This is a genomic window from Aequitasia blattaphilus (genome assembly GCF_024721305.1).
GTDB lineage: Bacteria > Bacillota > Clostridia > Lachnospirales > Lachnospiraceae > Aequitasia > Aequitasia blattaphila.
Genome location: NZ_JAMXOD010000005.1, coordinates 12,973 through 38,437, shown reverse-complemented (window position 1 = coordinate 38,437; position 25,465 = coordinate 12,973). Strand labels below are relative to the sequence as shown.

Below are 25,465 nucleotides of genomic sequence, written 5' to 3'. Positions count from 1 at the left end.
TATGAAAAAAAACAAACCGAAGCAAACAAAAAAAGATTCTATGCAAGCCCTAATTAAAGTAGGGCTTTGTTTGCTTTGTGTATTAATGCTCTTTTTATTCATCTATCAAAGAATGAAAACGGAAAGAGAAGAAGAAGCAAAGGAAATTGATGCATCGAAACCAGCAATGACTGTTGCCCTATTGGATGTAAACCCGTACTCAAGACCAGGTATTGAGGTGACCGAAATTAAAAATGTTGTGATTCATTATACGGCAAATCCAGGGTCTACAGCTATGAATAATCGTGACTATTTTCAAGGCTTGAAAGACACTCATACAACCCAGGCAAGCAGTAATTTTGTGGTGGGATTAGAAGGAGAGATTGTTCAATGTGTTCCGACTTGGGAGGTTGCTTACGCATCAAACGACCGTAATATAGACAGTGTTTCCATTGAATTTTGTCATCCGGATGAAACGGGAAAACCGAAGGAAGCAACTTATGATTCATTGGTTCAGCTCTGTGGGTGGCTTTGTAGAAAATTTGATTTGACAGCAGAGGAAATCATTCGACATTATGACGTAACTGGAAAAAATTGTCCGAAGTATTTTGTGGAAGATGAAAAGGCATTTGTGGATTTTAAGACCGACGTCCAAAATGCAATTAACCGGGGAGGCACAGATGAATAATATTGTGATTGTGGGATTTATGGGAGCTGGGAAATCGACCATTGCAAGAAGGCTGGGAAAGGTACTTAAGCAACCGGTTTTGGATATGGATCGAGAGATTGTAAAGGCAGAAGGTATGGAGATTAACGAAATCTTCGCCAAGAAGGGGGAAGAATATTTTCGGAATCTGGAAACGAATTATCTAATCTCCCTAAAAGAGAAAGAAAATTGTATTATTTCCACAGGTGGTGGAACGATTATCAAAGAGGAAAACAGGAGACTGCTAAAAGAGATTGGAGTTGTTGTTTTACTTCAGGCATCTCTTGCAACCACGTATAAAAGAGTGGCCAACAATGACAGACGCCCTCTTGTTAATAGTCAAACCAATAAGAAAAAGTATTTAATCAATCTGTTCAATTCCCGTAAGGATCTATATAATGAGATTGCAGACATAAAAATAAGGATTAATCACAAAACAGTTAATATGATTGGTGATGAAATCATAAAGAAAGTGGAAAGGTTAAACAAATGCTAGAAAAATTCTATCCGAATGAATATCGAAATTCTGTTTATAATATTAATTTTGAGGAGTTTTATCGAAAAGGATATCGAGGGGTAATCTTTGACATTGATAATACTCTGGTGCCCCATGGTGCACCTGCAACAGAGGAGGTAAAGGTTTTCTTTGCAAAGCTAAAAGAAATAGGTTTTTCGGCATGTCTTCTCTCGAATAATAAGGAACCAAGAGTTGCTTCCTTTAATGAGGAAATCAAAGTAAATGCTATATGGGATGGAAAAAAACCCAGAAAAGACAACTACATAAAGGCAATGAGTCTCATGGGAACGAATCGTCAAACGACTCTGTTTGTAGGGGATCAGCTCTTTACAGATGTATGGGGAGCAAAGCGGATTGGGATTTATAATATTTTAACCAAACCCATCCACCCGAAAGAAGAGATTCAAATAGTGCTTAAGAGATATCTGGAAAGAATTGTTTTGCGTTCGTATCAGAAGAATAAATTGAAAAAAGGTTGAAAAAAAGCCAGGAGTATTATAGAATTGTAAGGTAAAAGCAATGATTAAGGAGGAATTTATGGTATCAGCAGGGGATTTTAAAAACGGATTAACTGTAAATATTGAAGGCACCGTCTATCAAATAATGGATTTTCAGCATGTAAAGCCTGGAAAGGGCGCTGCTTTTGTACGTACTAAGTTAAAAGATATTATCAATGGAGGAGTCGTGGAGAAGACATTCAGACCTTCTGAAAAATTTGACACAGCTCATATTGAAAGACAAGAAATGCAGTATCTTTATTCAGATGGAGATTTATTCCACTTTATGGATACAGAGAGCTACGAGCAGATTGCAGTAAACCAGGATACAGTTGGAGACTCATTGAAGTTTGTAAAGGAAAATGAGAATGTAAAGGTAATTTCTTACCAGGGCAGTGTATTCTCAATAGAGCCACCAATCACAGTAGAACTTGCAATTATTGAAACAGAACCAGGATTTAAAGGTGATACAGCACAAGGTGCGACAAAGCCTGCTATTGTAGAAACAGGAGCTCAGGTTATGGTGCCATTGTTTGTTGAACAAGGTGATATGTTAAAAATTGATACGAGAACAGGTGAATATCTGTCAAGAGCATAAAGAAAGAAAAACCTTGCAAATTCTGCAAGGTTTTTTTATAATAATAAGACCGTAATATTCATTTCTTTACTCCATAAGAATGCTGCCGAAAGGATAAGCATGAGTTCAATTGAATTAGAAGAAGTAAAGGACAGGATTATTTTTCAACTGATTAATCCTCATCGCAATCAGGAGCTATTAAGAGATACTCCTCATATCTTATATTTGGATCTGGCTATTGTTTTTTGTGTGTATTATGAACAAAGAGCTATGATTATCAAAGAAAATTTATCCCATTTATGGAAACTGAATACAGAAACCCTTTACCGTATCGCAAGGGAAAATACTGAAAGATTACTGCCATCAGATTTTACATCCATTGAAGAAGTTCTTACGAGACTGACCGGCTGTGAAATGAAACCAGAAGAAGAAATTATGTATATTTTAAGCAATAAGCAAGGCATTTGGGGAGCGGCATCTATTCTGTATCAAGGTGAGCTGAAAGAAATTGGGAAGACATTGGAAGAAGATTATTATGTTTTGCCCAGCAGTATTCATGAGGTGATTATTGTGCCGAAATCAAAGGCAATATCCAGAGAGGATTTGGATGCTATGATACAGGAGATAAACGAGACACAGGTAGGAGAGCAGGAAGTACTTTCGAATCACGCATATTATTACAATCGAGAGAAAGAGGAGTTGATGAGCTAGAAAGAAAATTGCCATGTCTTTTGTTTTGATGCAAAAGGCATGGCAGCATAATTCTGAATTTGGAATTGTTTCCAATTTCTGCTATAATGCTTATTAGAGGAAAACCGAGAAAGGATTACAGAGAAGATGAAAGCAACGATGAAGGACGTAGCAGCACTGGCAGAAGTGGGCGTTGGTACTGTTTCAAGAGTCATAAATGGTGTTAAAGTTAAAGATAAAACCTATGAGAAAGTAATGAGAGCAATTGAAGAGTTGGATTACAAGCCAGATGAGTATGCAAGAGGATTGAAAACGAATCGAAGCAATACGATTGCTTTAATACTTCCTACAATTTGGCATCCTTTTTTCGCCGAATTTGCTTACCACATAGAAGAAAGATTAAGCCGTAAAGGATACAGACTTTTTTTATGTAATGCCGACGGAAGTGCAGAAAAGGAAAATGAATACATTGAGATGGTGAAACAAAGTAAGGTGGATGGAATAATTGGTATTACGTATTCGGACATTGATAAGTACATCTCCTCGGACTTACCCTTTGTAAGTATTGACCGGCATTTTTCCGAACAAATTTCTTATGTTACAGCGGACAACTATTTGGGTGGACAGATTGCAGCCCAGGAATTGATTGATCGAGGTTGTAGAAATTTATGTTATATAGGAGGTGTGTCTCCTTTTCCAAACGAAACAAATAACAGAAAAGCAGGGTATTATAATGTATGCAAGGAAAATGGTATTCCAGTCAAAGTACTGGATATGGTAGAACCAATACAAGAATTGGAACAGCAGCTGGAACCCTTTTTAAAAAACAATCCGGAAATAGATGGGATATTTTCTGTGAACGACTTTATGGCATTGGATGTTATTGGCGTCATGAAGAAATTGGGACGTAAGGCTCCGGATGACTATCAAATTATTGGATTTGATGGAGTTAAGTTATCAAAAGAACGAGACTATTTAATCTCTACAATTGTACAGCCGATAGAAGAGATGGCGAGAGCGTCAGTGGATACAATGATGGCAATGATTTTAAAGAAAGAGGAGCCAAAAAGAGTTGTGATACCTGTTTCTTTTTATCAGGGGGAAACAACCAAAGAAAAAAATCGTTAACAGACGATTTTTTTTTGAAATCATATTGACAGAAAATGAATAAAATGATATCTTGGAATTAGGAAATGAAACGTTTCCAATTTTTAATAAAAATAAATGGAAACGTTTCAAAAAAAGAAGGAGGAGCGAAATGAAAAAGAGAAGCAGAATGATTGCTGCAGTTGCCGCGGTTCTAATGGGAATCATGACAGGTTGTGGTGGAGAAAAGAAGGAAGAAGTTAGTGGAAATCCTGGAGAAATCAAGGTATGGGTTCATTTTTCAGATGAGACCCCAGAGGGAAAAGCGTGGCAGGAAATAGTAGATAACTTCAATGAAGAGTACGAAGGAACTTATAAGGCAGTAACGGAATACATTCCACGCAGTGGTAGTGGCGGTGGCTATGAGGACAAGGTCAATGCAGCCATCACAACGAACAGTTTACCAGATGTGATTACTTTAGATGGACCAAACACAGCAGCTTATGCACATTCAGGAGTTATTGCACCATTGGATGAGTATCTGGAAGATGCAGATATGGATGATGTTTTAGACAGTATTATTCAGCAAGGAACATACGATGGAAAAATGTATGCCTTTGGATTTTCAGAGTCAAATGTTGGTGTGTATTATAATAAAGCAATGTTTAAAGAGGCTGGTATCGAAGAAGATCAGCTGCCAACATTGGAAGACCCATGGACATGGAGCGAATTCCAGAGTGTATGTAAGACTATTACAGAGAAATATCAGACTCCTGCAATTAATATGCAGCTGGCTTCCGGTGATGAGATGCTCACCTATGGCTATACGCCTTTTCTTTGGTCGAACGGTGGAAATGTGGTAAATGAAGACGGAACGAAAGCGGAAGGATATTTCAATGATGAAAAGACAGTAGAAGCACTTCAATTTATACAAGATTTGGTAAAGAACGGTTATACAACAATTAGTCCAATTGAAAAAGGTTTCGAGACTGGAAAATACGCCATGCTTTTAAGTGGATCATGGACAATGGCTGATCTGGAGGAAAACTACACAGATATCGAATATGGAATTCTTCCTTATCCAGTATCAGATACAACGAAGGAACTTGTATCTCCAACAGGAAGCTGGCAGTTGGCGATGACAACAAAGACTGAGGAAAAGGACGCCTCCTCAGAGTTTATTAAATATGCTACAAATACAGAGTCTAGCAAAATTATTAGTTTAGGAAATAGTGTATTGCCAATTCGTAACTCCACAATTGAGTTGATAAAAGATGAAGTATCAGATGGAATGAGAGTACTGATGGAGCAGAATCAAATGTCCGGGCATGCAAGACCGGTTGTAGTTGCGTATCCTCAGGTTTCGCGTGCATTCCAGCAAGCGGTACAAGACATTAGTTACTTTGAAGAAAATCCAGACATACAAAAAGTTGTGGATGCCAGAGCGACAGAGATGCAGCAAGCAATTGATAATTCATTGAAATAGTGCTTTGTGAGGGTGCTTCATTTTTAGGAAGTACCCTCTTTTACGAAGGGGGCGTACCTTATGTTTAAGAATAAAAAGGTTAAAGAAAATATAATTGGATATGGTTTTTTGGCACCGGCGTTGACACTGTTAATTATTTTTTTAGTAATACCGGTGTGTATGGTCATCTATTATGCATTTACAGACTACTATTTGTTGACACCTGAGGCAAGACAGTTTATTGGTCTTGAAAATTTCAAACGTCTATTTGCAGATCCGATTTTTATTAAAAGTATATGGAATACGGTTAAATTTGTTGTTTGGATCATTCCGGTACAGTTAGGAGCTGCCTTGGGAATGGCATTGATTGTCAATAAACAGCGCAAAGGAAATATGTTTTTTAAAGTGGCATTTTTTGCACCTGTTGTTATGTCCTTGGTTGTCATATCTATTTTGTGGCTTTACCTGTTAAATCCCAATGAAGGTCTAATCAATACCTTACTTGAGAAGGTTGGTATTGCATCACAGCCCTTTCTTACCAGTCCGAAGCAAGCAATGTATACGATTGTATTTGTCTCTGCCTGGCAAGGAGCGGGGTATCAAATGCTCCTGTTTTTAGGAGGTATGCAAAACATTCCAGGGGATGTTTACGAAGCGGCAGAAATCGATGGATTTACGAAATTTGAACAGTTTTGGTATATCACAATGCCCTTGTTAAAGCCTACCGTTATATTTGTTTTGCTTACAACGTTGATATCTGCCTTTAAATTGATTGTACAGCCAATGGTAATGACACAAGGTGGACCAATGAACTCAACGATGACTATGGTTTACTACATATATCAAACAGGATTTACGGATCGTTTGGGTGGTTATTCCAGCTCGATTGCTTTAATCTTTACCACAATGATAGGACTGATTACGATTGTTCAGAGAAAACTAGTGAAGGAGGATAAGGAAGTATGAGAAAGAAAATAAGGCCTCTGCGGATTTTTGAATATATACTTTTGATTCTATTAGCAGGAGTATTTATTTTTCCAATGTTATGGATGGTTGTATCTTCTATGAAGCCGGAAGCGGATGTATATTTAAATTTGTCTTCTTTGAAAGCATTTTTGCCAAGTTTCAATCCTTCTGAATGGTTTACGACATATAAGGAAGTCATTAAAAGGTTTAGTATTGGCACGTACTTAATCAATAGTATTATCTATGGTTTAACATTTTCATTTGGATCAATTATTGTGAATGCCTTGGCCGGTTTTGCTTTTGCAAAGGTAAACTTTGTAGGGAAAAAGATTATTTTTGGTATTTTACTGGCGCTTTTGATTATTCCGGTTGAGGTGGTCTTGATTCCTCAGTTCACTATTGTGAATTCTCTGGGATTGGTTAATAAAAGGTTGGCAGTTATATTGCCGGCAATGGCGAGTGCCTTTAACATCTATTTGTTTCGAAATTTCTTTATTGCGATACCAGAAGAAATTATTGAATCGGCGAAATTGGATGGAGCCGGAATTATACGGATTTTTTTCCGCATTATGTTACCGATGTCGAAACCGGCAGTTGCAACAGTAGGTGTTCTTTCTTTTATCGCAAGCTGGAATGATTATCTGTGGCCACTGATGGTATTAACAGATCGAAGTAAATTTTCTATGCAAGTAGCGATTACAACAATTAATACAACACAGCCGGTATATATTAACCAAGTAATGGCTGTTCTGACAATATCGACAATTCCTCTTATCATTGTTTATATTGTTGCACAAAAATATATCCTTCAGGGTCTAGGGGGCTCTGGAACGGGAATTAAGTAGGAGGAGTAATGACACAGAAGCTTATAAAAGCAAATCAGTATATAGAAAAAGAAGCAGCGGGAGTGAATCAGGAATATCGTAATAAATTTCATTTGATGGCTCCCATTGGATGGATCAATGACCCAAATGGATTTATCTATTTTCGGGGAGAGTACCATTTGTTTTACCAATACTATCCATATGATAGCGTTTGGGGACCAATGTACTGGGGACATGCAAAAAGTAAAGACTTAATGCACTGGGAGCATTTACCTGTGGCTTTGGCCCCAGGAGATTCTTATGATCGGGACGGGTGTTTTTCAGGAAGTGCCATTGAAAAGGATGGAAAACTGTATCTTTTGTATACAGGACACAACGTAGATGGAGAGAAAACCCGACAAGTACAGTGTCTGGCTGTTTCAGAAGATGGAGTAAACTTTGAGAAATATTCAAAAAATCCCGTTATTGATGAGAAACATTTGGAAGGAATCGCAGAATGTGAAGACTTTAGAGATCCAAAAGTTTTTCGAAAAGGAAACTTTTTCTATACCGTTGTTGCAGCAAAGACAGTCGACAGTCGAGGACAAATATTGCTATTTCAGTCAAAGGATTTAGTGGAATGGAAGTTCTATTCGGTTTTACTGGAAGGTGAAAAGAAACAAGGGATTATGTGGGAGTGTCCGGATTTGTTTCATTTGGATGGAAAGGATGTTTTGATTATGTCCCCAATACAAATGGAAGAGGAGGGATTGTCTTATAAAAATACAAGTTCAACAGTTGCTTTTATTGGAGAAGTAGATTGGGAGTCAGGGAGGTTTTGTACAGAAAACTATCATGAAATTGATTTTGGATTAGATTTCTATGCTCCTCAAACCTGTGAAAACAGTGTAGGTGAGAGGGTGATGGTGGCCTGGATGCAAATGTGGAATCGCCGTATGCCAACCAATGAATTAGGTCATGGATGGGCAGGTTCGATGACATTTCCAAGAAGGTTGTCGATTGTAGATAATCAGTTGTGTCAAAGACCGGCAACCTCTATCTATCAGGCAATTAAAATAGAGCATCAAATTAAGGACAAAGAAATGGTTAATCAGACCTTAGAGCTTAAGGATGAAGTGTGTAACCAGCATTATATGTCCTTGGAAATGGAAATGAGTAATCACACCAAGATAAACGTTCAATATGCTAAGGGATTAAACGAAGCAATTATTTTTTGTTATGATGTTGAGAAGGAACTATTCACTTTGTCAAGGGAAAGAGCTGGCCATGAAATTTCAGGAGCCGAAAAAGAATTGTTAACCCAAAGAAGTGTAGTTCTTCATGGAAATAAATTAAAGCTGGAGATCTTAAGAGATACCTCTTCAATTGAGGTGTTTCTAGACGGCGGGAAAGCTATGACTGTTACCTTTTTCGAGATTGAAAAGGGACGTGATTTTTCTCTCTCAGTGGAAGGAAGCTTAAAATTAACTTTGGAAAGCGGAAAAATAAATCAATAGATAACATTAATGAGCCATTTCATTTACCAAGAAATCCTGGTAAAGAGATGGCTTTTTATATATATCGCAAAAATATATACATAAAATGAAAAGATACCTTGACAGGCGAGGTATCTCGTGATAAGTTTATTTTAGAAGAAAGCAGGAAAGGAGATTGGAAATATGTCAATGACATCTGATATGTTGCGGGGACATACGGAAACAATTATATTAGCTCATCTTATGGAGCATGATAGTTATGGTTATCAGATTAATAAAGATATCCTGGAAAAAACCAATGGTATATATGAGCTAAAAGAAGCCACGCTTTATTCAGCATTTCGAAGATTGGAACAGATGGGTAATATCACCTCTTACTGGGGAAATGAAGGAAGCGGCGCCAGACGGCGATATTATGCCATAACTGAAGAGGGTAAAGAAGCGTATAAGAACCAGATAAGTGAATGGGAAAAAACGAAAAAAATTATTGATGAGTTGATAAAGTAGGAGGGAAAAAATGGTTGATGAATTAAGAAAATATATTGACAATTTGTTTGCTGATGCACCAAAAACACGGGCATCATATGAGTTAAAAGAAGAGTTGATGGCAAACTCGATGGAGAGATACTTTGACTTGGTGGAAGATAAGGTGGCAGAAAAAGATGCCTTTGACATTGTGATTCATTCAATTGGAGATGTGGAGCAGCTTTTTGCTCCAGAAGAATTGGGAAGAGAAATCCCTCAAAAGGATGAGGAGGTAATCAAAAAACTTGCACTCTATAGAGCAATTGCAGTTGGACTTTATATCCTGGGCGTTGTATTTGCTATCGCAGTAGATGAATTTACGTCCTTTGACAGCGTAGGGATAATGGGAATGCTATTGTTTGCGGCCGTTGCGACAAGTATTTTAGTTTACGTTGGAGCAGCTTATCCAAAATATAAAAGAGCAGATGACACAATGGTGGAAGAATTTAAAGAGTGGAACAGTAATGGGAAAAAGAAAAAGTCTGTTCAAAATTCAGTCAACACTATTATATGGATGGTTGTGTTGGTTCTCTATTTTGTAATTAGCTTTGCAACGATGGCTTGGCATATTACTTGGGTTATGTTTTTGATTGGAATATGTGCACAGGCAATTGTAAATCTATTGTTTCAGTTAAATGATAAATAGTCACGCAAAAAGGAGTAGCGAATAATGAAAAATATAATGAAGGGTTTAATTATCCTTTTTTCGGTCCTTTTGCTGGGATTAATAGGAATAATGACTTATGCATTGGTTCGGGGAACGGAGCAATTACCGGTTATCGGCGAAGCGTCGAATTATTTTACGGAAACAAAACTAATTAATACACAGCAAATTGCAATGAAAGATATTCAAAACATTGAAATTACGAATCGTAACTGTGATGTCTTCTTTCAATCAGGGGACACAAATGAGATGGTAATTAAAGAGTATGTTGGAAATAAAGCAATACAAAAGCCATTTGTAAATGTAGAAGAAAATAGTGATACACTGCGAATCAAAGCAAACGACGAGAGAGGAAGAACGTGGTTTGTCTTTGGCAATAACTACCGCTATTTTGAAATATATCTGCCACAGGATTACAGTGGAGCAATGGACATTAAGGCGAGCAGTGGTGATATTTTCGGAGAAAATGATTTAAAGCTGGCTGATTTCACCTTAAATGCAACGAGTGGATATGTTGAACTCCAAAGTGTAAAAGCGAAAAACATATTTATTAAAACCAGTAGCGGTGACGTAGACGCAGTGTATTTGGAAGGTGCAATCGAAATTTCCACCCAAAGTGGTTACGTGGAATTAGTAGAATGTGTCGGAGATACCCAGATTGCAACCAGCAGCGGTGATGTCACAGTGAAGAACCAGACAGGAAATTTTGAAGTGGGGACTTCCAGTGGATATGTAGAGGTGCAAGAGATTATTGGTGATACCTTAATTGCAACCAGCTCCGGGGATGTAGATATTAGTAAAATTGCGGGGAATCTTGACATTAGTACTACAAGTGGTTACGTAGAGGCGGGACAGATTGAAGGTGGCAGCAAAGTAGAAACCTCTTCAGGTGATGTGGATTTAAAATTCACAGATTTAACAGATAGTCTATCGATTAAGACGACAAGTGGTTACGTATCCTGTATACTACCAGAAGATATTAACTTTCAGTTCCAGGCAAATACCACCAGTGGAGAAATCATGACGGATTTTGACGACACTCTTAGCTTTGACCGGAAAGCAGAGAGGGCAACCGGTGTTGTGGGAACGAAGGAGAATCCGGACATAGAAGTACAAGTGAATACCAGCAGCGGTGATATTGATTTTATGTGGAGATGAAATAAGAGCCAAGAGGCATAAATTTCCTACGAAATATATGCCTCTTGGCTTTATACGTCTACAGTTTTAAAGTAAGAAAATACGGAGACAATATAGCAGAAAAGTAAAAATCCTAAAATGATTAAAACGCTGACTATGTTTACTGGGAGTAGATTGGCATACATTAATTTTTCCAAAGCGTGTATGGAAAAGTAACTGGAAAAACTCATTAGGATGAAGGGAAATAGGTAGGTAAATGTTTGTTCCTTTGCAATGGATAGCCGTAGAGCTTTTCCGTTGATGCCCATTTTCTTCAATACACCATAACGTTCGCGCTCTTCTAATCCATCTTCGTAGTTTTTCATGAATAGAACGCTTCCGCTTGCCTGAATGAAAACAATGAACATGAATATACATAAGGAATACAGGATTTTTACCCACTCGGTCTCTTTGTTATCAGGGTCGATGGTAACTCTCCCGGTAAAAGTATCTTCTTGATCACTTATAATAGATTCCAGCTCATCATTGGAAGCTGCAAAATTGTAAATATCAGAAATACGGTAGTTATAAGTATAATACTGCTGTCCTTGGTCTAAGAGTTTTTGGTAGTCTTGATCATTTACCATAAAAAATTCTGTTATTTCCTGCAAATAGCCCATGTATGGGATGGAGGTCTCATCAATTTGTGTATAACTCTCATCATTTATTTCAACCTTTATATCCGAAAGATCCGTAATAAGAGAGAGGAGATGGAGTTGACTAACAGCAATAACCTCTTTATCCTTGGGTTCTTTTAGCGAAAATTCTTGACGACTCTCCTTGGCAAGAGCTTTTAAGTTGCTATAGGAGAGTACGCCTTTATTATCTGAAAGAAATAAAAGAGGGGTAGTAGATTTCACTACAATATCATTATCCTTTTCAATTAAACTATCAATCTCATCCTCTAAATCAGAACGCACACTAAATACTTGGTAAGTATAGGTATTTCGGAAATGCATAATGTTGTCATATCGGGTCTTCATGGAAAAACCGGTTGCCAGTGCGGTTACGGCAGAGAGCATGAGGACACTTACAATCGCATAGGTACGATAGTTTCTCTGCATTCGGAAAATCATATTGTTAATCCAGAGTACACGTTGATTCTTATACAAAAACAATTTCTGCTTCGCAAGCTTCTGAAAAATAAGAGGGACAAGTCCGCCTAAAATAAAGTATGTTCCAAAAACTACTAATATAACAGCAAGGAGCAGGTTGGATATGACTTCTATACCACCGTCCTTCGTTGCAAAATAGAATCCCACACCCAATAACACAATCCCTAAGATGGTCTTGGAAATTAGGGAAAAAGAATTCTGTTTAACGAACTCGTTTTTCCGATTTGTGTTTACTAAATCTAAAACATTGCTTCTTACAATACTAATATATCCACTTAGGATAAAGAACAGATAGATAACAAGATAGATTAGGAGTGTAAGCAAAATGGGTTTCGGTATAAACTGGAAGTTTAGTTCAATGCTGATATCAGAAAGTCTTAAAAGGATCATTTGAAAGAGCTGTGTTGTCATAATTCCAAATACAATACCGATTCCGGTCGTTAAAATTCCGGTTATGAAGCATTCAATCATATACAGTTGTCCGATTTTCTGGTTCGTCAATCCCATAAAAACGAAAATACCAATTTCCTTTTTTCTTTTTTTAAGGAAAACGTTGGTAGAGTACCAAACGAAGAAAAACATAAAACATATTAAAATTACAGAGATTACATTTACAAGCACATCCAATTGGTTCTGGTTCTGCTCCCCTAATACTGCGAGGGAATCGGAAAATCTCAAATACTGAAAATTCAGTAGAATGGAGATGGAGAATGCCTGGGATAGAATCAATGCAAGATAGTTTTTGAACTGTTTCCGAAAGTTCTGAAATGCTAGTTTCCATAAACTCACGAGAAATCACCTCCTATGGAGGACTGTGTATTCACAATACGGTCAAAGAAGTCTTTTCGATCAGTTCCCTGGCTAAGCTTGCACTGGATGAGTCCATCTTTCAAGATGAATACATCTTTTGCATAAGAGGCACAGTAAGAGTCATGGGTCACCATAAGAATCGTAGCTTTTTTCTGTTCATTAACGCTTTGAAGGCATTGCATTAAGTCTTTACTTGATTTGGAATCCAAGGCTCCAGTTGGCTCATCAGCGAATATGATTTCTGGATCGGTAATAAGAGCTCTGCATGTTGCCCCGCGCTGCTTTTGCCCACCGGAAAGCTGATAGGGATATTTGTCCAAATGAGAGGATAATCCAAACATTTCCGCCAATTCTCCCGTTTTTTGGAGACAGGTTTTACCAGAGGCTCCATTTAAAGAGAGGGGCAGGGCAATGTTATCCCTTAGAGTAAGTGTATCAAGAAGATTATAATCTTGAAATACAAAACCAATTTTATCTCTTCGCAGCTTAGACATTTCTTTGTTTTTCATTTTTGTAATATCTTTTCCATCTAAAAGAACGGTACCTTTTGTAGGCTTGTCGATAGAAGACAGGATATTTAGCAGCGTGGTTTTGCCGGAACCGCTGGGTCCCATAATGCTTATGAAATCATGTTGATACACCGTAAGATCGATTCCTTTTAGCACCGGGGTTTGAAACCCTTTTAATCCGTAGCTTTTTATTAAGTGCTTAATTTCGATTACTTTTTTATTCGTCATTTTTAATTCCTCCTTACGATTACAATTATAGAATGAATCGAAGAAAGAATCCTTTCATTCATCTTACAAAACTTCTTGGTATCTTACATTTTTGTAAGATTAGTGAAGAAAGAATTCCCGGTTATCCTCAAAGCGGATTGTGAAACGTGTGTATTTGGTATAGACGCTTTCTACGAATATTTCATGCCCTAATTTGTCAATGATTATTTTGGCCATATAAAGTCCCATACCGGTAGATTCGTATTTGCCGTTATGGTAATTGCTGCCGGTAAATCCTTTCTCGAATACACGCCCTATATCATGTGATTTAATGCCTTCTCCATTGTCTTGGATATGTAGAGAAATGATTCCATCGGAAGAAGTCTCACTCCATATTTTTATAACGGGACTCTCATTTCCCTGATATTTCAGTGCATTACTAAGAAGCTGATCTAAAACATAGGTAAGCCAAGCGGCATCTGTATAGACGGTTTCGTTGTCGCTATTAATATCCAGTTCGAATTTTTTTCGAATCAAAAAGAAGCGATTATTCTTTATGGAAGCATTCACGCAGCTTAAAAGAGGAGTAGGACTGATTGTAAGATCAAGAAGGCTGCTTTGAATCTTTGTACCCAGTAAGGCTGTATTCAAAGAACGTGTGATTTTCTCTAACTGTTCTCTTAGGGCTGATTTTTGAAAGGAATCCTCGATCTGCTCCGTTAAAAGCAGAGACGCAGACAAAGGAGTCTTTATCTCGTGACACCATTTTGTGAAGTAGTCTTGCAAATCACACAGTTTATCATATTCTTCCTGAAGCTCCAGATTTAGTATTTCGATATCATGAAGAGCAATGTCCTTATTCTCGAATGCATTCATTTCAGAAGTGATGATAGTTTCTTTTGTTAGTAAATCTGTAATATGTTGTTCTCTTTTACGAAACTGATAGTATTCAATGCAAAAAAATATGAATAATATGAGAAAAAGCAGTATATTCAGATAAAGGAGATATTGCTTCCTTACAGTTGGAAGCAGAAATAAAAAGTAGAGGTTGAAAGAAAGAATTGTAAGGAAAATCAGGAATAGATATTTGAAGTATTTTTTGAAATAGGTCATTTTATGAAATATCCTTGTCCTTTCTTGGTTTGTATAAAATCATTTTTATAGTAATGGGCAATTTTTGTACGTAAACGTGAGATAAGGGTGGTTAAGGTACTGTCAGAGACAAACTCATCGGTGCTCCAAAGCTGATCCATTAGTTCCTCTCTGGTAACGACTTCTCCTTTATGCTCAATCAAATAGATAAGGATTCGCGTTTCTGATTTTGTCAGTTCGATTTTCCTATCCTGAAAGGTAAGGTCATGGGTTCCATAGTCGAAGAAAAGGTTTGTATCAAGAGAGAGAGTTTTCTTGATCCGATATTCGTATGTTCTTCTTAAAATGGCATCAATTTTTGCCCTTAGCAGTTCGAGATTAAATGGTTTTTCTACGTAATCATCTCCGCCTTGTGTAATGGCCATTATTTTATCCCTGTCATCATTTCGGCTGCTGATAAAAAGAATAGGAACTTTGGAAAACTCTCGGATTTTTTTGCACCAATAGTAGCCATCAAAGTAGGGGAGTCCGATATCCATCAGAACAACATGAGGATGAGGTTTATGAAATTCGGTGGTGATATCTTGAAGATCAACAGGTTCTGTGACTGCATACCCCCATTTGCACAAGTAGTTTCTTAATTCATTTTTCAGTACGTCATCATCCTCAACAAGCATGATGGTAATATTTTCATTCATATGTAAGACCTCGTATTATTTTTCGTTAATTAGAGTATAAGTGTCCGAATTATAAAATGCAAAATAAAAATGAAATCACATTGACAAATGATTTCTCCGATTATATCGTATGAGTAGTGGGGAAAAGGAGGAGACGGATGATTTATCGAACAGATTATAATTCACCAATTGGTATAATGACCTTGGCATCGGATGAAGAGAATCTAATTGGTTTGTGGCTAAAAGGACAGAAGTATCACGGGGAAGAGATTTTTGACGAGATGATTGAAAAGGAAGATATCCTTGTTTTTGCGAAAACAAAGGAATGGCTGAAGAACTATTTTGATGGAAAGAAGCCGGATATAAAATTATTACCTCTTGCGCCAATCGGAAGTGAGTTTCGTAAGGAGGTCTGGGAAATCCTGTGTGAGATTCCCTATGGAGAAACGATTACTTATAAAGAAATTGCCAGAAAGATGGCAGAGAAAATGGGGAAACCTACGATGTCTGCTCAGGCAGTTGGAGGAGCAGTGGGACATAATCCAATATCGGTTATCATTCCCTGCCACAGAGTGATAGGGACAGATGGAAGCTTGACGGGGTATGCAGGTGGAATTGAGAAGAAGAGACACTTATTGGAACATGAGGAGGGGACAGATAGCAATTAACAAAGCGTTATAAAGAGATGATGGATAATCTAATCAGATAAGAAAGTATAGGATAGAGCTTGCAGATGCAGGCTCTATTTTTTCTTAAGAAAATCTTCAGAAAGATGACAAAAAAATCTTTCGTTTTCCCTTCTATACTGAGAAACAGTAAGGAGAGAGAACATATGGAAGAAATTATCAAGGTTAAAAACTTATCAAAGCTCTATAAGGTTGGAGATGAGATTGTAAAGGCTTTATATGAGGTAAATTTCTCTATCGAGAAAGGTGAATTCTGTGCGATTGTGGGTACCTCAGGTTCTGGTAAATCAACTCTTCTTAATCTGCTGGCTGGCTTAGAACCTCCTACAAAGGGTGAGGTGATTATAAATAAAGAGCACATTGAAGGCAGAACAGAGGAAGAGCTGGTGAGTTTTCGAAGAGAGAATGTAGGCTTTATATTCCAGTCCTTTCATTTGATGAGTACCTTAAATGCCGTGGAGAATATAGCATTCCCCCTAAGCTTCATGGGAGTGTCCAAAAAGGAGCGTATGAAAAGAGCAGAAGAAATGCTTCGGCTCGTAAAGCTTACAAAACATGAAAAGCACATTCCAACCCAAATGTCTGGCGGACAGCAGCAAAGAATAGGGGTTGCAAGAGCATTGGTTGTAAATCCTAAGATTATATTTGCAGATGAGCCTACAGGGAATTTAGATTCTCAGACTTCAAAAGAGATTATGGAATTAATGCAGCGTGTTGTCCGGGAGAATAAGAAAACACTTATTATGGTAACCCATGATGAAGAGCTTGCAAATTATGCAGACCGGGTATTTCACATACGTGATGGACGGATTATTAAAATAATAGATCATAGGAGAAAAGAGGGAAACTAAATGAGAAGGATGAAAAGTATACTAGCAGGAATAATGGTTCTACTGTGTTTTGTAGGAGGCGCATTTCCCATGACGGCTTTTGCAGCAGCTGGACTTAGCTTAAGTGTTGTGGAGGAAAGAACACCTGAGGTGGTTTCGGGTGAGGCAATTCAAATTGGATTAAAAGTAAAAAATGAAACGGAAAATATAGTAGAAAATATAGAGGTACACCCGGATTTGGGAATGGATGGTTCCCAGTGGCCATTTGCCACAGAGTTTCAGGAATATAAAGAAGTGATAAAAAGCTTAAATCCAGGGGAGGAAGCGGTTGTATCCTTCAATTTGACAGGGAAAAACAATATTGAAAACAAAAGATATAATGTGGTTTTTGTAGCAGAAGCAAAAGACATGGAAGTAAGCCAGCGCCTTATCTATGTAAACGGAAAGGTACCAGAGCCCATTGAAGAACCTCAGCCTCAGGAAGAACCAGAAGGAGAGAGTGAAGGAGAGCCAGAAGAAGGGATGGGAGAAATGCCTATGGTTAGTAATGGGGAGCCTGTGTACAGCGGCAGTGGTTCTACTGGAAATAAGGCGGTGCCAAGAGTCATTGTCACCGGATTTCGTACGGAACCGGCAGAAGTGAGGACAGGAGCTAATTTTACTTTATTTGTTCAGTTAAAAAACACTTCGAAAACAACAACAGTTTCCAATATGCTTTTTGATTTTAATGCATCCTCAGAAGGCAAGGAAGAAAATGTAGCACCTGCATTTCTGCCTACATCGGGCAGCAGTTCGGTCTATATTGACAGTATAGGAGCGGGAGGTGCAGGAGAAGTTAGTATTAACTTAAATGCGAAAGCAGATTTGGTAAATAAGCCATACGGTCTGGGTCTAAAAATGGTTTATGAAGATGGAAGTGGAAATCAAATAGAAGGCAATTCTGAATTGGCTTTGTCTGTCAGGCAAAGCCCACGATTTGAACTTTCCGATTTTGACATTGCGCCAGATGAAATTACGGTTGGTGAAGAAAGCAATGTCATGTGTAATCTCTATAATCTCGGACGTATTAAGCTTTATAATGTAAAGGCCAGTTTTACCGGCGCAGCCATTGAAAAGGAAGAAATCTTTCTGGGGCACGTGGAATCCGGTGCGACCGCAAGTATTGATGTGATGCTAAAAGGAACGAAAGCAGCACCAAAAGGGGATGCAATTACGATGACGGTATCCTATGAGGATGAAGCAGGCAATCAGCAAACCATGACAAAAGAAATGACAATAAAGATTGAGAAAGGTGAAGACACAACAGTGTCTGAAATGGATGTTCCACAGAAAGAAAAAAGTGGAATTCCAATTGTACCAATCGTAGCAGGGATTGTTATTCTGGGAGTTTTTGTAACAATTATTTTAAAAGTAAAAAAGAAAAAGGGCAACGGAAAAGACCAAATAGAGGAGGAGTTATTGGATGCACTTGAGGGATATTCTGAAGATTAGTTTGGACAATTTAAGAAAAAGACGCCTTCGCACATTTTTAACAGTTTTAGGCGTTGTCATTGGAACAGCCTCAATTGTAACCATGATTTCCTTGGGTTTAGGATTACAGCAATCCATGCTTCAGGAGGTGGAAGAGTCGGGAGGACTAAAGACGATTACGGTATCTGGCGCTGAAGCGGGTGAGAGCTATTTTTATTCTGGAAATGCTGGTGAACAGGAGGATGTAGAGAAATACGTTACAGACAGTACTTTGGCGAAACTAAAAGAAATAGAACATATCAGCAGTATAAATCCTCAATACCAAATGACGGCAGTGGCACTGAAAGGAAATTACGAGGCCTATATACAATTATATGCTTCGACAAAGGAAGGCCTTGAAAATAAAAATCTAAAGCTTGGATATGGAAAAATGCCCACGCCAGGAGGCAGTCGGTTAGAGCTGGTTTATGGCAATGCAGTTTTGGCAGATTTTTTGGAAAAGGGAACGAATAAGGGGTATTGGGAAACGGGAGAAATTCCCAATATTGATTTAACAAAAGACTCTGTGTTTCTTATTCTGGATACTGATAATTATTTTAAAAGCCTTGAAAAATCCCAGAACGCAGAAACAGTTGATGAAGCCACAAAGGTGAAAACTGTAAACAAACAGGTGGTAAAGGCAAGTGGAGTAATGGAAGGTGGAATCGAAGCGTATTCGATGAATTCTTATTATGTGTACTGTGACATTGATGCTTTGAGAAAGGTGCTGAAAAAGGAGTTTCAAGGAAATGTGATTCCGGGACAGCCAACAACAAAATCGGGAAAAGCATATCGGGATTTTTGTTACACATCAGCAGAGGTTGTCGTAGATGACATAGAGAATGTGGATCAAGTGATAAATGAAATAAAGAATATGGGATTCAATGTTCAAACGAACCAAGATTATCTGGACAGCATGAAAAAGCAATTCTTTATGATACAAGCAGCACTTGGTGGAATCGGTGCAGTGTCCTTGTTTGTCGCAGCAATCGGAATTGCAAATACGATGATGATGTCCATCTATGAAAGAACGAAAGAAATAGGAGTCATGAAAGTATTGGGATGCAGTTTAAAGAGTATTCGCAGGATGTTTCTGTTAGAAGCGGCAAGTATCGGATTATTTGGAGGCGTTATTGGATGTACTCTCAGTTTTATTTTATCTGGCATTATTAATTTTCTGGTTGCCCAGGGAGGGGCAGCAATGGGGTTGAGCAGAGACATTTCGTATATCCCGATTTGGTTAGCTCTGGCAGCAATATTTTTTGCAGTTATTGTAGGTGTTTTGGCAGGAATGCTGCCGGCTTCACGAGGGATGAAGCTAAGTCCACTGGCAGCAATACGGGGAGATTAGTGGAAAATTCTTTCGAAAAGTGTATAATGAAAAAGTGCAATTTGAGAAAGGAATATAAATAAAATGGAATTAAGTGAGAAAATACAACTGTTACGAAAACAAAAAGGATGGACGCAGGAAGAACTTGCAGAAGCGTTGTTTGTGTCTCGTACGGCTGTTTCAAAATGGGAATCCGGCAGAGGACTTCCAAGTATAGAATCGTTAAAGGCAATTGCAAAACTTTTTGCAGTATCCATTGATGAGCTGCTTTCCGGAGAAGAAATAATCTCTCTTGCAGAGTCAGAGCAGAAAGAAAAAACCGGTGCGATGGGCAATCTGTTCTTTGGTTTATTGGATTGCATTACGGTGTTACTAATATTTCTGCCGTTTTTTGGGCAGCAGGAAGGGGAGAGAGTCAGAATGGTCTCCCTTTTCACGCTTCAGGATACAAAAGACTATGTGCAGATTATTTATTGCATCGCAATTGTCATAACCGTTCTATTCGGTATTGTAGAGCTGGCGTTACAAAATATTAAAAATCGAATCTGGGAGAAGTACAGAGGGATAATCAGTCTTGCACTGAATACATTTTTGCTTCTGTTTTCCATTGTAGCACGTCATCCTTATCCCGGATCATTTTTACTTAGTTTGTTGATAATCAAGGGGATATTACTTATAAAGTGGCAATGATACGGAAAGTATCACCCATGTGAAAGAGCGTTTCTAGCGCTCTTTTTTTCTTTTGTGCTATGTTTAAAAAAAACAAAGGAGAAATAGAAATTATGAAAATGAAAAGAAAGTTAATGCAAGCAAGTCTGTTAGGAGTACTATTTATTTTGTTCACAATAATCATGAAAACGATTGATGTAAGGGCAATTGGTCCGAAAGGGTCTTCCGTAGGTTTTGCGACACTTAATCAATATGTTTTTCAACTGTTTGGTGTAAATCTGATGTGGTATCACATAACGGATTGGCTTGGAATAGTAGCCCTTATTACAGCCTTCGGGTTTGCATGCCTGGGTACTGTTCAGCTTATAAAAAGAAGAGGGATTGGAAAGGTAGATAAAGATATTATTGCACTGGGAATCTTCTATGGTGCTGTGATTGGTGTATACATTTTCTTTGAAAAGTGGATTGTAAATTATAGGCCTATCTTAATGAATGGACATTTAGAGGCATCTTATCCTTCCTCACATACGATGATTGTTTTTTGTATCATGAGCACTGCAAAGATGCAGTTTCATATCAGAGTAAAGAATAAAAAGGTGAGAAAAATATTAGAAATCCTAGCCATAGCACTCATTTTGATTACAATTATTGGACGTCTTATTTCTGGAGTTCATTGGTTTACCGATATTTTAGGAGGAGTATTGCTAAGCCTATTTCTTTGCAAGCTATATTCGGCAACTATTCGGCCTAGAAAAACACTTTTGGAGTAGACGATTTGAGCAGAAGGCTGGAATATTAGCGCAGTGTAAGTTTTGTCTTGATAATCCATTTTCACCTCTATATAATGCTGTTATATAACAGTGTTATATAGAGGTGGTTTTTATGCCCGAAGAGTCGAAAACTTTGGAAAAGATTCACCAATATGCCGCAGAAGAGTTTTTGGAAAAAGGTTTTATGGGAGCATCTCTCCGGAATATTGTACAAAGAGCAGGAGTAACAACAGGAGCTTTTTACGGTTATTATAAAAGCAAAGAAGAGCTATTTGATGCACTGGTGGGTGAGCCGGCAGATTATATGTTGAATATGTTTGGAAAAGTGATAACAGAGTTTGCCAATCTTCCCAAAGAAGAACAACCCTCTCATATGGGAGAAACAGGGAATCAATATATGTTTGATATGCTTGACTATGCGTATGATTATAAGGATGCGTTTCGATTAATCCTCGGTGCAGCAGCCGGTACAAAATATGAAGATTATGTGCACCGAACCGTTGAGATGGAGATTGAGGCAACACATCGTTTTATGGATGTGTTAGAAGAGTTGGGACAGAGCGTAAAAAGGATGGATCCTTATTTTGAACATATGCTTGTAAGTGGGATGTTTTCCTCCTTTTTTGAGATTATTATACATGATATTCCAAAAGAGCGAGCCATCAAATGTATCGAGGAGCTGCATGATTTCTATACAGCAGGATGGTCGAAAACCATCGGGATTTAGGGCTATAATTTATAGCCCAATATTTAAGAGCATGAGTTAGCATTTGCTAACGAAAGAGAAATAAAATAGCAGGAGGTATCACATTGAAACAACAATCAAACTTTTCAAAACTTATGAGCTATGGGGGAGGACATAGGTATCTCACCTATATCTCATGGATTTTCTCAGCACTCAGTGCAATTTTGGGATTAGTGCCTTTTTGGTATATCTGGAAAATCATCAGAGAAGTATTGGAAACAGCACCCGATTTCAAGAATGCGACGAATCTTACACACAATGGATGGATGGCGGTTCTTTTCGCGATTTTGTCAGTTGTTATCTATATCATGGGATTATTGTGTTCTCACTTAGCAGCCTTTCGCGTTGCCACAAATATCCGCCTGCGACTAACGAGACACATCACAACACTGCCCCTAGGTAGAATTGAAACCTTAGGAAGTGGGCACCTACGTAGAATCATCACACAAACCAGTGGGGCGACGGAAACTTACCTTGCCCATCAGCTTCCGGATAAAGCAAAAGCATATGGAATGATTGCCGGCCTTTTGACTCTCTTGTTTGTATTTGACTGGCGTCTCGGTCTCTTGAGTTTTTTCCCTGTTATATGTGGATTTCTTGTAATGATGAAGATGGCTGGAAAAAGTATGCAGGAAAAGATTTCAGAATATCAGGGAGCACTAAATGATATGTCGAATGAGGCAGTAGAATACGTAAGAGGTGTTCCGATTGTAAAGACATTTGGGCAAACCGTTTTTTCTTTTAAGCGTTTTAAGGATTCCATTGATCGCTATAGTAAATGGGCAATTGCCTACACAAAGGAACTACGCATTCCAATGATGCTTTATACCTTAGGGGTGAATAGTGTATTTATCTTTTTAATTATTGGAGGTTTTGTGCTTTCTGGAAAGACGCCTGAGAATACGTTCTTGCTGAACCTGATTTTTTATATTATTATAACACCTATTATTTCGGTGGTTTTATCAAAAATGATGCATCAAAGTGAAAATGAAATGATTGTGTAGGACTCCATAAAACGTATCGAGTCGGTATTAGAAATGGAGCCCTTAGTTTCTACCAACACAGCACGGCCAAAGGATGCATCTGTAGAGCTTTCGAATGTTACTTTTAGCTACGATGGAAATAAGAACGCATTAGAAAACATATCCCTCCATGTGAAACCGGGAGAAACCATTGCATTTGTAGGTCCATCTGGAGGAGGCAAATCAACTCTCGCTAGTATTATATCCAGATTCTTCGATCCCCAAGAGGGCACTGTACGAATTGGAGGAGCAGATGTAAAAGATATTCCGAAGGAAGAACTTATGAACACGGTATCTTTCGTTTTTCAAAATTCGAGATTAATAAAAGGTACGATTCTGGAAAATATCCGCCTTGGAAATCCAGCGGCAAAGAAAGAGGAAGTACAAAATGCTCTTAAGGCCGCACAATGTATGGATATTATTGAAAAATTCCCTAAAGGATTAGAGACGAGGATTGGAACGGAAGGAATCTATCTCTCCGGTGGAGAACAACAAAGACTTGCAATTGCAAGAGCAATTTTAAAGAATTCTCCGATTATTGTAATGGATGAAGCTATCGCATTTGCAGATCCTGATAATGAAAACTTGATTCAAGAAGCATTCTCCCAGCTTGCAAAGGGCCGCACAGTTATTATGATTGCGCATCGCTTATCTACGGTAAGGCATGCAGATTGCATCTATGTGCTAAAGGAAGGTGAAATCAAGGAAAAAGGCTCCTTTGATGACTTAAATGCAATGAAAGGAATTTTCAGTAATATGTGGAATGACTATCAAAAATCAGCAGAATGGAAGGTGAATGCCATATGATTAAGAAACTTCAAAGAAGATTTGCCCTCTCAAAAAAGGGTGCAAAGGATACAATAATAGGAAGTATTGAATGTGCATTACAAAACATTGCGCTGATGTTTCCGGCAGGACTTTTATATATGTTAATTACAGATCTCATGGAGAATACCCTTAGAGAGCGTGCTTATTTTTATGTAGGTGGATGCATATTAAGTATTATTTTAATTTTAGTTACGACATGGTTCCAATATAACGGAACTTACCTGGCGACTTATTTGGAAACAGGGAAACGCCGTATCTCTATTGCAGAGAAATTACGGAAAATACCCCTGTCCTTCTTCGGGAAAAAAGATTTGTCCGATTTGACATCTGCTATCATGAATGATTGCGCAGTGTTGGAAACGAGCCAATCCCATTTTGTGTGTCCTTTGGTTGGATCTATTCTATCAACGGTTCTAATCGCGATTTCGTTATTTTTCCTTGAGTGGAGAATGGCAATTGCAGCCCTGTGGGTGCTTCCAATATCTTTTGGTATTGTAGGATTTTCCACTGGTATGCATAAGTTTCTTGGACGAAAGGCTATGGCTGCAAAGATGGCTGCAGAAGATGGAATTCAAGAATGTATTGAGACGATGAATGATTTGCGATCCAATAATGCAGAAGAAAAGGTTTTAAAGGAGCTGGAGAAAAAAATCAGAAATTTTAGATTACCCGATTCAAAAAGGTGTCGAAGCTTTAACAAATGAAGGATATGACATTGTTTTTTCAGATGTTTCTTTTTCTTATGACGACGGAGAGACCGTGCTTTCGGATGTATCTTTTACGGCGAAGCAGGGAGAGGTTACGGCTCTTGTGGGGCCTTCCGGAGGTGGGAAGACTACTGCCTCAAGACTTGCCGCTAGGTTCTGGGATATTCAGAAAGGAACCATTACCGTTGGAGGAATGGACATCTCGAAGATTGATCCGGAAACCTTGATGTCTCTTTATTCCATTGTATTCCAGGATGTAACACTTTTTAATAATACGATATTAGAAAATATTCGTATAGGGAATCCAAACGCGACAGATAAAGAGGTAAAGGAAGCAGCCAGACTTGCAAATGTAGATGAGTTCGCCGAGAAGCTTCCGGATAAGTGGAACAGCCAGATTGGAGAAAATGGTTGTGAACTTTCCGGTGGAGAACGTCAGAGAATATCCATTGCAAGAGCATTTCTAAAGCAAGCCCCCATTATTTTACTGGATGAGGCTACGGCATCTCTGGACGTAGAAAACGAGACTTTAATCCAATCAGCACTTTCCAGATTGATTCAGGATAAAACGGTTTTGGTAATTGCACATCGTATGCGAACAATTTCAGGTGCAGGCAAAATCGTTGTTTTAAAAGAGGGACAGGTAGTAGAAGAAGGAACGCCAGTAGAATTAGAAAAGAAAAATGGAATATTTGCCCATATGTCCAGACTGCAAAGAGAGAGTTCGGCTTGGGTGTTGGAATAGGAGCGTTTTTACGCTCTTATTCTTTTTTGGATTGCATATATGGATGAAAAGTGAGAAGATAGGAGTA

At 38.2% G+C, this 25,465-nt stretch carries 24 protein-coding genes and 2 pseudogenes; 22 read left to right on the top strand and 4 right to left on the bottom strand.

The genetic code is table 11. The features are described 5' to 3' along the window. Positions 1-70: 70 nt before the first annotated feature. The 13 genes from NHH15_RS04910 (at position 71) to NHH15_RS04850 (ending at position 11,129) form a co-directional block, all read left to right on the top strand. The gene (locus tag NHH15_RS04910; RefSeq protein WP_316044067.1) at positions 71-667 is read left to right on the top strand and encodes a peptidoglycan recognition protein family protein; all 597 of its coding nucleotides are present in this window, start codon (positions 71-73) and stop codon (positions 665-667) included. Then, a complete protein-coding gene (locus tag NHH15_RS04905) occupies positions 660-1,181 on the top strand; it encodes a shikimate kinase (protein WP_262065539.1) in 522 nt (173 codons plus the stop codon). Before NHH15_RS04910 ends, NHH15_RS04905 begins: the two co-directional genes overlap by 8 nt. After that, positions 1,175-1,681: a YqeG family HAD IIIA-type phosphatase gene (locus tag NHH15_RS04900; RefSeq protein ID WP_262065538.1), complete on the top strand. Its 507-nt coding sequence runs from the start codon at positions 1,175-1,177 to the stop codon at positions 1,679-1,681. Before NHH15_RS04905 ends, NHH15_RS04900 begins: the two co-directional genes overlap by 7 nt. A gap of 58 nt (positions 1,682-1,739) precedes the next feature. Next, a complete protein-coding gene (gene efp, locus NHH15_RS04895) occupies positions 1,740-2,297 on the top strand; it encodes an elongation factor P (protein ID WP_262065537.1) in 558 nt (185 codons plus the stop codon). Between the two features lie 54 nt (positions 2,298-2,351). After that, positions 2,352-2,987 carry a DUF5688 family protein gene (locus NHH15_RS04890; protein ID WP_316044068.1) on the top strand — a complete coding sequence of 212 codons (636 nt, stop codon included), beginning with the start codon at positions 2,352-2,354 and terminating at the stop codon, positions 2,985-2,987. Between the two features lie 126 nt (positions 2,988-3,113). After that, the gene (locus NHH15_RS04885) at positions 3,114-4,094 is read left to right on the top strand and encodes a LacI family DNA-binding transcriptional regulator (RefSeq protein WP_262065536.1); all 981 of its coding nucleotides are present in this window, start codon (positions 3,114-3,116) and stop codon (positions 4,092-4,094) included. A gap of 130 nt (positions 4,095-4,224) precedes the next feature. After that, positions 4,225-5,538: an ABC transporter substrate-binding protein gene (locus NHH15_RS04880; RefSeq protein WP_262065535.1), complete on the top strand. Its 1,314-nt coding sequence runs from the start codon at positions 4,225-4,227 to the stop codon at positions 5,536-5,538. Positions 5,539-5,598: 60 nt separating this feature from the next. Beyond that, complete coding sequence (locus NHH15_RS04875) at positions 5,599-6,483, top strand: carbohydrate ABC transporter permease (protein ID WP_262065534.1); 885 nt, start codon at positions 5,599-5,601, stop codon at positions 6,481-6,483. Then, positions 6,480-7,328 carry a carbohydrate ABC transporter permease gene (locus tag NHH15_RS04870; RefSeq protein WP_262065533.1) on the top strand — a complete coding sequence of 283 codons (849 nt, stop codon included), beginning with the start codon at positions 6,480-6,482 and terminating at the stop codon, positions 7,326-7,328. Before NHH15_RS04875 ends, NHH15_RS04870 begins: the two co-directional genes overlap by 4 nt. Before the next feature lie 8 nt (positions 7,329-7,336). Next, positions 7,337-8,803, top strand: coding sequence for a glycoside hydrolase family 32 protein (locus NHH15_RS04865; RefSeq protein WP_262065532.1), 1,467 nt, complete (start codon positions 7,337-7,339; stop codon positions 8,801-8,803). A 162-nt stretch (positions 8,804-8,965) separates the two neighbouring features. After that, positions 8,966-9,289, top strand: coding sequence for a PadR family transcriptional regulator (locus NHH15_RS04860; RefSeq protein ID WP_262065531.1), 324 nt, complete (start codon positions 8,966-8,968; stop codon positions 9,287-9,289). A 10-nt stretch (positions 9,290-9,299) separates the two neighbouring features. Next, positions 9,300-9,953: a hypothetical protein gene (locus NHH15_RS04855; protein ID WP_262065530.1), complete on the top strand. Its 654-nt coding sequence runs from the start codon at positions 9,300-9,302 to the stop codon at positions 9,951-9,953. A 24-nt stretch (positions 9,954-9,977) separates the two neighbouring features. Next, positions 9,978-11,129, top strand: a complete 1,152-nt coding sequence (locus NHH15_RS04850; protein WP_262065529.1) for a DUF4097 family beta strand repeat-containing protein — start codon at positions 9,978-9,980, stop codon at positions 11,127-11,129. A gap of 50 nt (positions 11,130-11,179) precedes the next feature. On the opposite strand, the gene NHH15_RS04845 is transcribed toward NHH15_RS04850, so the two are convergent. The 4 genes from NHH15_RS04845 to NHH15_RS04830 form a co-directional block, all read right to left on the bottom strand. Then, positions 11,180-13,051, bottom strand: a complete 1,872-nt coding sequence (locus tag NHH15_RS04845) for an ABC transporter permease (RefSeq protein ID WP_262065528.1) — start codon at positions 13,049-13,051, stop codon at positions 11,180-11,182. After that, positions 13,048-13,809 (bottom strand): ABC transporter ATP-binding protein, encoded by a 762-nt coding sequence (locus NHH15_RS04840; protein WP_262065527.1) that lies wholly within the window; start codon positions 13,807-13,809, stop codon positions 13,048-13,050. The genes NHH15_RS04845 and NHH15_RS04840 overlap by 4 nt, the downstream gene beginning before the upstream one ends. Before the next feature lie 99 nt (positions 13,810-13,908). Beyond that, a complete protein-coding gene (locus NHH15_RS04835; protein WP_262065526.1) occupies positions 13,909-14,901 on the bottom strand; it encodes a sensor histidine kinase in 993 nt (330 codons plus the stop codon). Then, positions 14,898-15,578 (bottom strand): response regulator transcription factor, encoded by a 681-nt coding sequence (locus NHH15_RS04830; RefSeq protein ID WP_262065525.1) that lies wholly within the window; start codon positions 15,576-15,578, stop codon positions 14,898-14,900. The genes NHH15_RS04835 and NHH15_RS04830 overlap by 4 nt, the downstream gene beginning before the upstream one ends. A 137-nt stretch (positions 15,579-15,715) precedes the next feature. Here NHH15_RS04830 and NHH15_RS04825 point away from each other — a divergent pair, with 137 nt between their 5' ends. From NHH15_RS04825 to NHH15_RS15735, 9 genes and pseudogenes are all read left to right on the top strand, one after another. Beyond that, positions 15,716-16,225, top strand: coding sequence for a methylated-DNA--[protein]-cysteine S-methyltransferase (locus NHH15_RS04825; protein WP_262065524.1), 510 nt, complete (start codon positions 15,716-15,718; stop codon positions 16,223-16,225). Between the two features lie 164 nt (positions 16,226-16,389). Next, a complete protein-coding gene (locus tag NHH15_RS04820) occupies positions 16,390-17,094 on the top strand; it encodes an ABC transporter ATP-binding protein (protein ID WP_262065523.1) in 705 nt (234 codons plus the stop codon). Further along, positions 17,095-18,564: a COG1361 S-layer family protein gene (locus NHH15_RS04815; RefSeq protein ID WP_262065522.1), complete on the top strand. Its 1,470-nt coding sequence runs from the start codon at positions 17,095-17,097 to the stop codon at positions 18,562-18,564. It abuts the gene before it with no gap. Then, entirely contained in the window at positions 18,536-19,933 is a 1,398-nt protein-coding gene (locus NHH15_RS04810; RefSeq protein WP_262065521.1) for an ABC transporter permease, read from the top strand. Before NHH15_RS04815 ends, NHH15_RS04810 begins: the two co-directional genes overlap by 29 nt. Positions 19,934-19,996: 63 nt before the next feature. Continuing rightward, positions 19,997-20,602, top strand: a complete 606-nt coding sequence (locus NHH15_RS04805; RefSeq protein WP_262065520.1) for a helix-turn-helix domain-containing protein — start codon at positions 19,997-19,999, stop codon at positions 20,600-20,602. Between the two features lie 92 nt (positions 20,603-20,694). After that, positions 20,695-21,351, top strand: coding sequence for a phosphatase PAP2 family protein (locus tag NHH15_RS04800; RefSeq protein ID WP_262065519.1), 657 nt, complete (start codon positions 20,695-20,697; stop codon positions 21,349-21,351). A gap of 112 nt (positions 21,352-21,463) precedes the next feature. Further along, on the top strand, positions 21,464-22,078 hold the full coding sequence (locus NHH15_RS04795; protein ID WP_262065518.1) for a TetR/AcrR family transcriptional regulator: 615 nt from the start codon (positions 21,464-21,466) through the stop codon (positions 22,076-22,078). A gap of 83 nt (positions 22,079-22,161) precedes the next feature. Next, positions 22,162-23,925 (top strand): annotated as a pseudogene (locus NHH15_RS15740) (ABC transporter ATP-binding protein). Then, positions 23,922-25,398: pseudogene (locus NHH15_RS15735) on the top strand (ABC transporter ATP-binding protein). Before NHH15_RS15740 ends, NHH15_RS15735 begins: the two co-directional pseudogenes overlap by 4 nt. Positions 25,399-25,465: the final 67 nt, after the last annotated feature.